General features: G+C 70.2%; 9 protein-coding genes. 8 read left to right on the top strand and 1 reads right to left on the bottom strand.

Going from position 1 to position 13,879, the window contains the following annotated elements:
- Positions 1 to 5: 5 nt before the first annotated feature.
- Positions 6 to 3,506 carry a DNA polymerase III subunit alpha gene (dnaE, locus tag JM664_RS07085; protein WP_227419220.1) on the bottom strand — a complete coding sequence of 1,167 codons (3,501 nt, stop codon included), beginning with the start codon at positions 3,504 to 3,506 and terminating at the stop codon, positions 6 to 8.
- Between the two features lie 97 nt (positions 3,507 to 3,603).
- Here dnaE and JM664_RS07080 point away from each other — a divergent pair, with 97 nt between their 5' ends.
- The 8 genes from JM664_RS07080 (at position 3,604) to JM664_RS07045 (ending at position 13,780) form a co-directional block, all read left to right on the top strand.
- Positions 3,604 to 4,077, top strand: coding sequence for an SRPBCC family protein (locus tag JM664_RS07080; RefSeq protein WP_227419219.1), 474 nt, complete (start codon positions 3,604 to 3,606; stop codon positions 4,075 to 4,077).
- 178 nt (positions 4,078 to 4,255) lie between these two features.
- The gene (xdhA, locus tag JM664_RS07075; RefSeq protein ID WP_227419218.1) at positions 4,256 to 5,782 is read left to right on the top strand and encodes a xanthine dehydrogenase small subunit; all 1,527 of its coding nucleotides are present in this window, start codon (positions 4,256 to 4,258) and stop codon (positions 5,780 to 5,782) included.
- A complete protein-coding gene (gene xdhB / locus JM664_RS07070; RefSeq protein ID WP_227419217.1) occupies positions 5,779 to 8,193 on the top strand; it encodes a xanthine dehydrogenase molybdopterin binding subunit in 2,415 nt (804 codons plus the stop codon). The genes xdhA and xdhB overlap by 4 nt, the downstream gene beginning before the upstream one ends.
- Positions 8,190 to 9,128 (top strand): xanthine dehydrogenase accessory protein XdhC, encoded by a 939-nt coding sequence (gene xdhC, locus JM664_RS07065; RefSeq protein ID WP_227419216.1) that lies wholly within the window; start codon positions 8,190 to 8,192, stop codon positions 9,126 to 9,128. The genes xdhB and xdhC overlap by 4 nt, the downstream gene beginning before the upstream one ends.
- Positions 9,125 to 10,648, top strand: coding sequence for an ABC transporter ATP-binding protein (locus JM664_RS07060; RefSeq protein WP_227419215.1), 1,524 nt, complete (start codon positions 9,125 to 9,127; stop codon positions 10,646 to 10,648). Before xdhC ends, JM664_RS07060 begins: the two co-directional genes overlap by 4 nt.
- Before the next feature lie 12 nt (positions 10,649 to 10,660).
- Entirely contained in the window at positions 10,661 to 11,740 is a 1,080-nt protein-coding gene (locus JM664_RS07055; RefSeq protein ID WP_227419214.1) for an ABC transporter permease, read from the top strand.
- Entirely contained in the window at positions 11,737 to 12,660 is a 924-nt protein-coding gene (locus tag JM664_RS07050) for an ABC transporter permease (protein WP_227419213.1), read from the top strand. Before JM664_RS07055 ends, JM664_RS07050 begins: the two co-directional genes overlap by 4 nt.
- Before the next feature lie 43 nt (positions 12,661 to 12,703).
- Entirely contained in the window at positions 12,704 to 13,780 is a 1,077-nt protein-coding gene (locus JM664_RS07045; RefSeq protein ID WP_227419212.1) for a BMP family ABC transporter substrate-binding protein, read from the top strand.
- The last annotated feature ends 99 nt before the right edge of the window (positions 13,781 to 13,879 follow it).

Below are 13,879 nucleotides of genomic sequence, written 5' to 3'. Positions count from 1 at the left end.
CGGGCTCAGGCCTCGTCGACCTGCACCACGCCCGGCAGCGACTTCAGCGCGCTGCGGATCGCGGGCGTCAGCGGCCATTCGCGCGACGGCGTCAGGTCCACCTCCTGTCCCGTCGCGGGGTCGGCGATAGTGAAAGTGATGGGGCCCTTGCCGCGCGCTCCGCGCCCGTCGGCCATCCGCTCGAGCACCGACTTCACCGACGCGACCGCCTCCGGCGCATTGATGAAGACCTTCAGCGCCATGCCGCCCGCATCCGCCGCCACCGCGTCGACCGGCACCACCGACCGCGCCAGCAGCTTCAGCGTCTCGCCCTCCATCGTCGCCTCGACCGTCATCACCACCTTCGCGCCCGGCTCCAGCAGATCGCGCGCCGCGTCGAGCGTGTCGGAAAAGACCGTCGCCTCGTAGAGGCCGGTCGGATCCGAAGCCTGCACGAATGCGTATCGGGTCCCGCGCGCCGACTTGCGCTCCTGCCGGCCCGTCACCGCGCCGGCGACCTTGGCGAGCAGCGGTCCGTGCTCGGCCTTGGCCGACACCTCCGCCAGCGTCATCACGTCCTTGCGCTTCAGGCGCGACATGTAGTCGTCGAGCGGGTGGCCGGAGAGGTAGAAGCCGACCGCCTTCAGCTCCTCCGCCAGCTTCTCGTCCGGCAGCCAGTCCTCGACCCGCGCCAGACGCGGCTCCGGCAGGTCGTCGCCCGCCTCCCCGAAGAGCGAGACCTGCGCCGAGGCGCGCTGGTCGTGCGCCGCGCCAGAATAGGCGCAGAGCGCGTCGAGGCTCTCGAATACCCGCCGCCGGTTGCGGTCGAGCTCGTCGAATGCCCCCGCCCGCGCCAGCATCTCCATCGGCCGCTTGCCGATCCGCCGGAGATCTACCCGCCGCGCCATGTCGTAGAGCGTCGCGAAGGGCCGCCCATCCCGCCCCTCGACAATCAGCCGCATCGCCTCGACACCGACGTTCTTGAGTGCGCCCAGCGCATAGACCAGCTTGCCGTCCTTCACCGTGAAGGTCGCGTCGGATCGGTTCACGCAGGGCGGCACGATCTCGATCTCCAGCCCTCGCCGCACCTCCTCGGCATAGACGGCGAGCTTCTCGGTCAGGTGGATGTCGCAGTTCATCACGCCGGCCATGAACTCGACGGGATGGTTCGCCTTGAGCCAGGCGGTCTGGTAGCTGACCACGGCGTAGGCCGCCGCGTGCGACTTGTTGAAGCCGTAGTTCGCGAACTTGTCGAGCAGGTTCCAGACTTCGACCGCCTTCTCCTTGTCCACGCCGTTCGCCTGTGCGCCGGCAATGAACTTCGGCCGCTCGGCGTCCATCGCCGCCTGGATCTTCTTGCCCATCGCCCGGCGCAGCAGGTCCGCGCCGCCCAGCGAATAGCCCGCCATCTCCTGCGCGATCTGCATCACCTGCTCCTGGTAGACGATGATGCCCTGGGTCTCGTCCAGGATGTGGTCGATCGACGGGTGGATCGAGCCGCGCTCCGCCCGCCCGTTCTTGACGTCGCAGAACTGGGGGATGTTCTCCATCGGCCCCGGCCGGTAGAGGGCGACCAGCGCGATGATGTCTTCGATGCAGGTCGGCCTCAGCTGCCCCAGGGCGCGCTTCATTCCGTCCGATTCCACCTGAAACACCGCGACCGTCTTCTGCCGCGCGTAGAGCTCGTATGTCCGCTCGTCGTCGAGCGGGATCTGCCCGATGTCGTTCTTCGCCCCCTCGAACGGTTCATAGATCGTGTCCCCGTCCGCCGCGACATGAAGGTCCCGCCCCGAGCCGTGGATCAGGTCGATGGCGTTCTGGATCACCGTCAGCGTCTTGAGGCCGAGGAAGTCGAACTTCACGAGGCCCGCCGCCTCGACCCACTTCATGTTGAACTGCGTCGCCGGCATGTCCGAACGCGGGTCGCGGTAGAGCGGCACCAGCTCGTCGAGCGGCCGATCCCCGATCACCACCCCCGCCGCGTGGGTCGAGGCGTTCCTGAGCAGGCCCTCAACCTGTCGCGCGTATGTCAGCAGGCGATCCACCACCTCCTCGGCCCTGGCCGCGTCGCGCAGCCGCTCCTCCGTCGCCAGCGCCTTCTCGATCGAGACGGGCTTCACCCCCTCCACCGGGATCAGCTTCGAGAGCCGGTCCACCTGCCCGTAGGGCATCTGCAAGACGCGGCCCACGTCGCGCACCGCCGCCTTGGACAGGAGTGCGCCGAAGGTGATGATCTGCGCCACCTTCTCGGCGCCGTACTTGCCCTGGACGTACTCGATCACCTCCTCCCGCCGGTCCATGCAGAAGTCGATGTCGAAGTCGGGCATCGACACCCGCTCTGGGTTCAGGAACCGCTCGAAGAGCAGGCTGTAACGCAATGGATCGAGGTCGGTAATCGTCAATGCATAGGCCACGAGGCTGCCCGCGCCCGAGCCCCGCCCCGGCCCCACCGGAATGTCCCGCTCCTTCGCCCACTTGATGAAGTCCGCGACGATTAGGAAGTAGCCCGGGAACCCCATCCCCTCGATGATGCCGAGCTCGAACTCCAGTCGCTTCTCGTACTCCTCGACCGACGCCGCGTGCGGGATGACGGCCAGCCGCGCCCTCAGCCCCTCGCGCGCCTGCCGCCTCAGCTCCTCCACCTCGTCATCGGCGAAGCGCGGCAGGATCGGGTCGCGCTTGCGTGGCGCATAGGCGCAGCGCCGCGCGATCTCGACCGTGTTCTCCAGCGCTTCGGGCAGGTCGGCGAAGAGGGTCGCCATCTCCTGCGGCGACTTGAGATAGTGCTGGGGCGTCAGCCGCCTCCGCGGCGCCTGCTGGTCGACATAGACACCCTCGGCAATGCAGATCAGCGCGTCGTGCGCCTCGTACATCTCCGGCTTCGGGAAATGCACGTCGTTCGTCGCGACGAGCGGCAGGTCCATCGCATAGGCCAGTTCGACGAAGCCACGCTCGGTCAGGCGCTCGGCCTCGGGTGCGCCTTCCTCGCCCGGATGGCGCTGCAGTTCCACGTAGAGGCGGTCAGGAAAGATCGCCGCCAGCCGCGTCACCAGCGCCTCGGCCCGCTGGCGCTTGCCCGTCCGCAGGAGTCGCCCCACCGGCCCGTCCGGACCGCCCGTCAGGCAGACTAGGCCCTGCGCCCGCTCCGCAAGGTCGGCGAGCGTCAGGTGCGGCACCTCGCGCCCCTGCTGCAGATAGAGCGCCGTGTTGAGCTTCATGAGGTTGCCGTAGCCCGTCTCGTCCTGCGCCAGGAGGACAATCGGCGCCGGCGGCAGTGCCGGCTCTCCGGGCGCGGGAGGCTCGGCCAGAAGGTCCGCCTGGCAGCCGACGATGGGCTGGATGCCCGCGCCGCGCGCCGCCTCCGCGAATTCGAGCGCGCCGAAGAGGTTGTTGCTGTCCGTCACCGCGATGGCCGGCGTACCCGCCGCAGCCGCGAGCTTCGGCAACGACTTCAGCCGCACCGCCCCCTCGAGCAGCGAGTATTCGGTGTGGACGCGGAGGTGGATGAATCGAGGCGCTTCGGACATGTGCAAAGCCTATCCCGCTGGTCTCGGAATGAGAAATCGGTATTCATGGCTGGCCGGGCAGCAGCCCGTGCGACTTCAGACCGATGGAGGAAATCGCATGGCGTCTACCCCTGTTGAAGGCGACGATCTCGTCCTGGAGGTTCACCTCGACGCCCCGCCAGCGAAGGTCTGGCGCGCTCTGACCGAGGCCGACCTGATCATGCGCTGGTTCTGCCCGCGCCCGTGGCGCACCAAGGAGGCGGTGCTCGACCTGCGACCCGGTGGCCGCTTCTTCACGCGGATGGAGGGGCCGGACGGCGAGGCACCGGAACCAGGCGAAGGTTGTGTCCTCCTCGTGGAAACAGAGCGGCGACTCGTTTGGACCGACGCGCTCTCCGAAGGTTTTCGCCCGAACCCGACCGCCTTCATGACCGCCGACATCACGCTTACGCCCGACGACGATGGCACACTCTACCGCGCCGAGGTCCGTCACAAGGACTTGGCCGATCGAGAGAAGCACGAGGCGATGGGCTTCCACGACGGCTGGATGGCGGCCGCCCGCCAGCTCGACGAGGTCGCGCAGTCGGTCTGAGAAGCTTTCTGTCGGGCGCGCCCTACCCCGGCGTCACGCTCTCCTGGCTCATCGGCAGCCTTGCAATGATCCGCGAACGGCGCTCTCATCGCCCGTCGAAGGGCGACGGGCGCCGCTTTACGCCGCATCGGGCGGGCCCAGCGAGATCGCCGGTGCAGAGAAAGCGGCGGATGGCGCCATGCCAACCACCTTCCTTCTGAACGGAGCGCCCGTGAGCGTCGGCGGCGACGATCCCACCCGCACCCTGCTCGACTGGTTGCGCCTCGATCGCGGGCTGACGGGCACCAAGGAGGGCTGCAACGAGGGTGACTGCGGCGCCTGCTCCGTCGTCGTAACCGACGGCCGCGGCACGCGCGCGCTGAACGCCTGCATCCTGTTCCTGCCCCAGCTCGACGGTAAGGCCGTCCGCACGGTCGAGGGCGTGGCCGGACCCGAGGGCGAACTCCACCCGGTCCAGCGCGCGATGATCGAGCACCACGGCTCGCAATGCGGCTTCTGCACCCCCGGCTTCATCACCACCATGGCGGCCGCGCATCTCAGGGGCCGGACGGATCACGACGACCAGCTCGCGGGAAACCTCTGCCGCTGCACCGGCTACGCCCCGATCGTGCGCGCGGCAGAGGCTGCGGCGGCCGAGCCCGTACCCGACTGGATGCGCGACGATCCTGCGCGCGCCCTCTCCGCCCGTCCCGCGGCGACAGCCGCGGCGGCCGAGGAGGCGGGGGGGCCAACGGCCCCCTCCTCCGACGAGGCCGCGCCCCCGCACGCCACGGCACCTGCCGACTGGGGCCGCCGTGCGCCCCTCGCCGAAACCTCCGCCGCATGCGGCGCCGACATGGCGGCGCATCCGACGTGGGTGCGCCCCCGCACCGCCGACGAACTCGCCGCCTGGTATCTGGCGCACCCCGACGGCGTGCTCGTTGCCGGTGCGACCGACGTTGGCCTATGGGTGACGAAGGGCCTGCGCGAACCCTCGCCGCTCGCCTTTATCGCCGGGATCGAGGACCTGCGCTTCGTCGAGGTCGGCGAGGACGAGGTCTGCATAGGCGCCACCGCCACGCTTGAGGATCTGCGACCCGCCATAGCCCCGCTCCACCCCGACCTTGCTGAATTGATCCGCCGCTTCGGCGCGGCGCAGGTGCGCGGCGCGGCGACGGTCGGCGGCAACATCGCCAATGGCTCGCCGATCGGCGACCTGCCACCGGCCCTGATCGCGCTCGGTGCGACGCTGCACCTGCGCCAGGGCGACACGCGGCGGTCGATCCCGCTCGAGGACTTCTTCATCGACTACGGCAAGCAGGATCGCCGGCCGGGCGAGTTCGTGGAGGCGGTAAGCGTCCCGCGCCAGACCGACCGCCTGCGGTGCTACAAGATCTCCAAGCGCTTCGACCAGGACATCTCGGCCCTCTGCGGCTGCTTCCGCATCACGGTCGAGGACGGTGGCGTGACCGACGCACGGATCGCCTTCGGCGGAATGGCCGGCACCCCGAAGCGCGCCCGCGCCGTCGAAGCCGCCCTCACCGGCCGGAATTGGAGCCAGGCCGCAGTCGATCGCGCATGCAGTGCGATGGCCGAAGATTTCCAGCCCCTGAGCGACATGCGCGCCTCAGCCGGCTACCGGCTGGAGACCGCCGCCAACCTGCTCGTGCGGTACTTCCACGAAAGCGCCGGGACAGCCGCCCGCCTGCTCGAGGTGCAGCCGTGAGCGTGGGCCGTCCGATCCCGCACGATGCGGCGGTCCTGCATGTGACGGGTACGGCGCGCTACGTCGACGACATCCCTGCCCCGCACGACACGCTGCACCTCTGCTTCGGCCTGTCCGACACCGCCTGCGGCGAGATCGTCGCGATGGACCTCGCCGCCGTCCGCTCGGCCCCCGGTGTCGTCGCGGTGCTGGCGGCGGAAGACCTGCCAAACAGCGCCGACACCTCGCCCTCGGCCCACGACGAGCCACTGCTGGCGACCGGCCGCGTGCACCACATGGGCCAGCCCCTGTTCCTCGCCATCGCCAACAGCCACCTCGCCGCCCGCAAGGCCGTGCGCCGCGCCAGCGTCGAGATCAGGGAAGAGCCGGCTATCCTCAGCATCGACGACGCCCTCGCCGCCGACAGCCGGTTCGAGGAGGGTCCGCGCTTCTACCGCAAGGGCGACGCAAACCGCGCCATCGCCGCCGCGCCGCACCGGCTGGAGGGCCGGATCGAGATCGGCGGACAGGAGCACTTCTACCTCGAGGGGCAGGCCGCCCTCGCCCTCCCGCAGGAGGGGGGCGACATGGTCGTCCACACCTCCAGCCAGCATCCGACGGAGATCCAGCACAAGGTCGCCGACGCGCTCGGCCTGCCGATGGCCGCCGTCCGGGTCGAGGTCCGGCGCATGGGCGGCGGCTTCGGCGGCAAGGAGAGCCAGGCCAACGCTCTCGCCGTCGCCTGTGCCGTGGCAGCCCGCGTCACCGGCCGCCCCTGCCGGATGCGCTACGACCGCGACGATGACATGGTCATCACCGGCAAGCGCCACGACTTCCGCATCGACTACCGCGCTGGATATGACGATGACGGCCGCATCCGCGGCATCGAATTCCGTCAGTTCGCACGCTGCGGCTGGAGTCAGGATCTGAGCCTGCCGGTCGCCGACCGCGCCATGCTGCACGCCGACAACGCCTACCTGCTCGACGACGTCACGATCGAGAGCCACAGGCTCAAGACCAACACCCAGTCCGCGACTGCCTTTCGCGGCTTCGGCGGCCCGCAGGGGATGGTCGGGATCGAGCGGGTGATGGACGAGATCGCCCACGCCCTCGGCTGCGACCCTGTCAAGGTTCGCCGGGCGAACTACTACGCCGACGCCGCGCCGGGCGATGCCGCGCCCGCCCCCGCGCCGCTCGACGACGGGCGCGATGCGCCGGCGGACACGCACGCCGACCTCACCTCGCGCGGCACGACGGAGACCCGTGGCCAACCCGCGCCGCCGCCCTCCGGGGCGCAGACGACGCCCTACCACATGGCGGTCGAGGACTTCGTCCTCGGCGAGATGACCGAGCGCCTTGTCGAGAGCGCCGACTACCGCGGCCGGAGGGAGCAGGTGCGTGCTTGGAACGCTGGGAACGAAATTCTGAAGCGCGGCCTCGCCCTGACGCCGGTCAAGTTCGGGATCAGCTTCACCCTCACCCACCTCAACCAGGCCGGGGCGCTGGTCCATGTCTACCAGGATGGCTCGGTGCACCTGAACCACGGCGGCACCGAGATGGGCCAAGGTCTCTTCCGCAAGGTGAGTCAGGTCGCCGCGCACCGCTTCGGCGTGCCGCTGGAGCGCATCCGGATCACCGCGACCGACACTGGGAAGGTGCCGAACACGTCGGCCACCGCCGCCTCGTCCGGTTCCGATTTGAACGGCATGGCGGTCAAGGCCGCCTGCGACACGATCCGCGACCGCATCGCCCGGCTGATCGCCGAGCGGCACCAGGCCCGCGCCGCCGATGTCCGCTTCGGAGGCGACCGGGTGCATGTCGGCGGCGAGAGCTATGGGTGGGAGGAGGCGGTGCGGCTCGCCTACGAGAACCGCGTCAGCCTCTCCGCCACCGGCTTCTACAAGACGCCAAAGCTGGAATGGGACCGCATCGCCGGGCGCGGCCGCCCGTTCTTCTACTTCGCGCAGGGGGTGGCGGCGACCGAGGTCGTGATCGACACGCTGACCGGCGAGAACCGCATCCTGAGGACCGACATCCTGCACGATTGCGGCGCCTCGCTGAACCCGGCGGTGGACATGGGCCAGATCGAGGGCGGCTTCGTGCAGGGCGCCGGCTGGCTCACCACAGAGGAGCTGGTCTGGACGGACAAGGGCCGCCTCGCGACGCACGCGCCGTCGACCTACAAGATTCCCGCCTGCTCGGACCGGCCGCGGGTCTCCAACGTGTCGCTCTGGGACGGGCGCAACCGCGAGGACACGATCTACCGTTCCAAGGCGGTGGGCGAGCCGCCGCTGATGCTGGCGATCTCGGTCCTCATGGCGCTCAGCGACGCCTGCGCCGCCTGCGGGCCGCACTATCCGGCGCTCGACGCGCCCGCCACGCCCGAGCGCGTGCTGGCGGCGGTGCGGCGGGCGCGGGAGGGCGCACGGTGAGCTTCGAACGGGAGGCCCTCGCCGGCGCCGTCGCGCGGCACGGACGGGTGGCGCGCGTCGTGGTCGCCGCGTCCCGCGGCTCGGTCCCGCGCGAGGTCGGCGCCTCGATGCTGGTCTGGCCTGATGGCCAGTCCGGCACGATCGGCGGCGGCGCGCTGGAGTGGGAGGCTGCGCGCCGCGCCCGTGACGCCGACGGCGATCGCCTCGACCGCATCCCGCTCGGCCCCGCGGTCGGCCAATGCTGCGGCGGCTCCGTCATGTTGCTGACCGAGGCGTGGGACGCCGCCCGTCTCGCCACGGCTGGCGGCGACGTCGTTGCCAGGCCGGTGCCCGGGACCAGCGGAGACGCCCCGCTCGCCGTGCGGCGCATCCTGAACGCCGCGCGGTCGCAGGGCCGGCCGGTGGTCCCGCAGCTGGTCCAGGGCTGGATGATCGAGCCGCAGTGTCGCCCGCTGCGCCGGGTCTGGATCTGGGGGGCAGGCCATGTCGGCCGCGCCCTCGTGGCAACGCTCGCGCCGCTGCCAGATCTCAGCGTCACCTGGATTGACACCGCGCGGGACCGGTTTCCGCCGGACGTGCCGGACGGTGTCGAGGTCGTCGTCGCCTCCGATCCGCCATCGCTCGTCGCCCGTGCGCCGGCGGAGGCCGAGCACCTGGTCCTGACCTTCAGCCACGCGCTCGATCTCGAGCTCTGCCACCGGCTGCTCGGGCACGGGTTCGCCACCTGCGGCCTGATCGGGTCGGCGACCAAATGGGCTCGCTTTCGCCGCCGTCTTGCGCAGCTCGGCCACGGCAGCGCCCAGATCGCGCGCATCGACTGTCCAATCGGCGATCCCTCTCTCGGCAAGCACCCGCAGGCCATTGCCGTGGGCGTCGCCGCCGCGCTACTCAGGCGCGGGGGTCAGCGGGACATGGCGCGGGACATTACTTCTTGACGGGCGCGGCGCTTCTTTCGGTCGAAGGGGTGACCAAGGCCTATCCCGGCGTCGTTGCCAACGACGACGTCTCGTTTTCGGTGGCGCCCGGCGAGGTCCACGCCCTGCTGGGGGAAAACGGCGCCGGCAAGTCTACCCTCGTCAAGTCGATCTATGGTCTTGTGCAGCCCGACTCCGGGCGGATGACGCTGCACGGCCAGCCCTACGCCCCGGCAACGCCCCACGACGCGCGGCGTGGTGGCGTCGCGATGGTTTTCCAGCACTTTTCGCTCTTCGAGGCGCTGGACGTGGCCGAGAACGTGGCGCTGGGAATGGAGAACCCGCCGCCGCTGAGGCAGCTCGCCCGGCGCATCGCGGAGGTCAGCCAGGCCTACGGCCTGCCGCTCGACCCCGGCCGCACGGTGGGACACCTGAGTGCGGGCGAGCGGCAGCGGGTCGAGATCGTGCGCTGCCTGCTGCAGAACCCGCGCCTGCTGATCATGGACGAGCCGACGAGCGTGCTGACCCCGCAGGAGGTGGAGATCCTCTTCGCCACGCTGCGCAGGCTCGCGGCCGAGGGCACCGCGATCCTCTACATCAGCCACAAGCTGCAGGAGATCCTCGCGCTCTGCGACGCGGCGACGATCCTGCGGCAGGGCCGCGTCGTCGCCACCTGCGATCCGCGCGAGAGCACCGCGCGTGAACTGGCCGAGCTGATGGTCGGCGGAACGCTGCAGACGCCGACGCGCGAGACGGCGGAGCCTGGGGCGGTTCTGCTCGAGGTGCGGAGCCTCTCGCTTGCCCCGGCCAACGCCTTTGGCACCGCCCTGCGGGACGTCTCGTTCGAGGTGCGGCGCGGCGAGGTGCTGGGCATCGGCGGGGTCGCGGGCAACGGACAGGACGAGCTACTGGCGGCGCTGTCGGGCGAGCGCCGCGCGTCGGCGGAGGCGATCCGCCTCGAAGGGCGCGCCATCGGCGATGCGCCGCCGCCGGAGCGGCGCCGCCTCGGTCTGCTCGCGGCGCCGGAGGAGCGGCTGGGCCATGCCGCCGCCCCTGACATGACGCTGACCGAGAACGCGGTGCTGAGCGCGGCAGCCCGGATGAACCTGACGCGGCACGGCTTCCTGCGCTGGCGGGCAGCGCGGGACTATGCCGGTCGGATCATCTCGGCCTTCGACGTGCGCACCTCCGGCCCCGGCGCCGCGGCCAGATCGCTGTCGGGCGGCAACCTGCAGAAATTCGTCATCGGCCGCGAGGTGCTGCAGCGGCCCGAGGTGCTGGTGGTCAATCAGCCGACCTGGGGCGTCGACGCGCAGGCCGCCGCGCAGGTGCGGCAGGCGCTTCTTGACCTCGCGGCGCAGGGTGCGGCGATCGTCGTCATCAGCCAGGATCTCGACGAGTTGATGGAGATCGCGGACCGCTTCGCCGCGCTGAACGAAGGGCGGTTGAGCCCGCCCCGCCCGGCGCGGGGGCTAAGCGTGGAGGAGATCGGCCTGATGATGGGCGGCGCCCACGACATGGAGACCGCGCATGTCGCCTGAGCCTCGCGCCGCATGATCCGCCTCGTCCCGCGCGCAGAGCCGTCGACGGCATGGACGATCGCGACGCCGATCCTCGCGGTGCTGCTGACGATGATCGCGGGCGGGCTGATGTTCGCGGCCCTGGGCAAGGACCCCTTCGAGTCAATCCGCACGATCTTCTGGGACCCGCTCTTCCACCCGCAGTTCGCCGGCTACTCGCGGCCGCAGCTCCTGGTGAAGGCTGGGCCGCTGATCCTGATCGCGATCGGGCTCAGCCTGGGCTTCCGCGCCGGCGTCTGGAACATCGGCGCCGAGGGGCAGTACATCGTCGGCGCTCTGGCCGGGGCGGGCACGGCGCTCGCGCTCTATCCGCTCGAGGCCTGGTGGATCTTTCCGCTGGCGGTGCTCATAGGCGCGCTGGGCGGCTGGGCCTGGGCGATGATCCCCGCCCTCCTGAAGACCCGCTTCCGGACGAACGAGATCCTCGTCTCGCTCCTGCTCGTCTACGTGGCCGAGGCCTTGCTCGCGTCGATGTCGCTCGGCCTGATGCGCAACCCCGAGGGCGGCGGCTTTCCCGGCAGCCGCAACCTCGCGCGGTGGGAGCCGACGGCAAACGCCGAACTCATCGGCGGCACCGGGATGCACTGGGGCGTGCTGACCGCCTTCCTCGCGGTGATCGCGGCCTACGTCCTGCTCACGCGGCACATCCGCGGCTTTCACCTGCGCCTGGCGGGGCAGTCGCCGCGCGCGGCGCGTTTCGCCGGGGTCGAGCCGAACCGGCTGGTGATCTTCTGCCTCGGCGTCTCCGGGGCGCTGGCGGGCCTGGCCGGCATCTTCGAGGTGACGGGGCCGGCGGGACAAATCAGCATCGACTTCAATGTGGGCTACGGCTTCACGGCGATCATCGTCGCGTTCCTCGGCCGGCTGCATCCGGTCGGCATCCTGCTCGCCGGCCTCCTGATGGCGCTGACCTACATCGGCGGCGAGCTGGCGCAGCTGATGCTGGGGCTGCCGGCGGCGGCGATCCAGGCCTTCCAGGGCATGCTGCTCTTCTTCCTGCTGGCGGTCGACGTGCTGACGAACTACCGCCTGCGCCTCGGAGCCGTGGCATGAGCGGCATCGACCCGATCCTCCTTCTCGCGGCCCTGATGGTCGGCTCGACGCCGATCCTGCTCGCCGCCATCGGCGAGCTGGTCGTCGAGAAGTCGGGCGTGCTGAACCTCGGCGTCGAGGGGATGATGATCACCGGCGCGATCTGCGGCTTTGCCGTGGCGGTCGAGACTGGCTCGCCCACGCTCGGCTTTCTCGGCGCAGCGGCGGGGGGCGCGGCGCTCGCGCTGCTTTTCGGCGTGCTGACGCAATTCCTGCTGTCGAACCAGGTGGCGACGGGCCTCGCGCTCACGCTCTTCGGGCTCGGCCTCTCGGCACTGATCGGCCAGGCCTACATCGGCGTCCGGCCGCCGCCGACGCCGCGGGTGGATCTGGGGCCGCTGACCGACCTGCCGGTGGTAGGCCGCGTGATCTTCGGCCATGATTTCATGGTCTACGTCTCGCTCGCGCTCGTTGTGGCGGTCTGGTGGATTCTGCGGCGCACGCGCGCCGGCCTGATCCTGCGCGCGGTGGGTGAGAACCACGACGCGGCGCACGCGCTGGGCTACCGCGTTGTGCTGGTCCGGCTGGCGGCGATCCTCTTCGGCGGCGCCTGCGCCGGCCTCGGTGGCGCGTATCTCAGCCTGATCCGGGTGCCGCAATGGACAGAGGGAATGACAGCCGGCGCGGGCTGGATCGCGCTCGCCATCGTCGTCTTTTCGGGCTGGCGGCCGTTTGGCGTGCTAGTCGGCGCTTACCTCTTCGGCGGCGTGTCGGTCCTGCAGCTGAACCTGCAGGCAGCCGGCGTCGCGGTGCCGGTCGAGCTCTTGTCGATGTCGCCTTACCTGATAACCATCCTGGTGCTTGTCGTGATGTCCAGCCGCTCGCGCACCGCGCTCGGCGCTCCGGCATCGCTAGGGAAGGCGTTCCATGCCACAACGTAGCGAGTAAGGCCGGAGGGGATCCGGCGACGAAAGGGGAAAGAGAATGCATCGCAGAACATTGTTGGCCGCCACGGCGGCACTGGCCCTCGGCACCGGCTGGGCGGCCGCGCAGGACGACCCGGTCAAGGTCGGCTTCATCTATGTCGGCCCTGTCGGCGACGGCGGCTGGACCTATGAGCACGACCAGGCCCGCCAGGCGGTCGAGGAGCATTTCGGCGACGCCGTCGAGACGGTCTATCAGGAGAGCGTGCCCGAGGGCGCCGACGCCGAGCGGGCGATCACGCAGATGGCGCTGGGCGGCGCGGACCTGATCTTTACCACCTCATTCGGCTTCATGGACCCGACCATGAACGTGGCCGAGCGCTTCCCGGACGTGAAGTTCGAGCATGCGACGGGCTACAAGACCGCGGAGAACGTCTCGAACTACGGCGCGCGGTTCTACGAAGGACGGGCGGTGATCGGCCATATCGCGGGCAAGATGACCGAGACGAACAAGATCGGCTACATCGCCTCGTTCCCGATCCCCGAGGTGATCCGCGGCATCAACGCCTCCTACATCGCGGCGAAGAAGGCCAATCCCGACGTCGAATTCAGCGTGGTCTGGGCCTACACCTGGATCGATCCCGCCAAGGAGGCCGACGCGGCGCAGGCCCTGATCGAGCAGGGCGCCGACGTCATCCTGCAGCACACGGACTCGACCGCGCCGCTGGCCCTGGCCGAGCAGGCGGGCAACGTGATCGGTTTCGGCCAGGCGAGCGACATGGCCGAGTACAAGCCCTCACCGCGGGTGAGCTCGATCATCGACAACTGGGCGCCCTACTACATCGACCGCGTGCAGGCGGTGATGGACGGCACGTGGGAGAGCCAGTCGGTCTGGCACGGTATCGATGAGGGCATGGTCGAGATCGGCGAGATGACGGACGCCATCCCCGAGGACGTGCGCGCCGAGGCGCAGGACATCGCCGACCAGATCGCGGCGGGCGAGTACCACCCGTTCACCGGCCCGATCAACAGGCAGGACGGCACGCCCTGGTTGGCCGAGGGCGAGGTCGCGGACGACGAGACGCTGCTCGGCATGGACTTCTACGTCGAGGGTCTGACCGGCGAGATCCCGAACTGATCCGACAGCGGGAGCCCGCTACGGCGGGCTCTCGCGCCTTAAAGCGGCCTTCCCTCCCAACGATCGGGGACCCGCCGGACGGCCGGCGATGCAGCCCAT

Origin of the sequence: Roseitranquillus sediminis (assembly GCF_016918935.1) — a bacterium.
In the GTDB taxonomy this organism is placed as follows: Bacteria; Pseudomonadota; Alphaproteobacteria; order Rhodobacterales; family Rhodobacteraceae; genus Roseitranquillus; species Roseitranquillus sediminis.
This window is presented reverse-complemented; position numbering and strand designations above follow the sequence as displayed.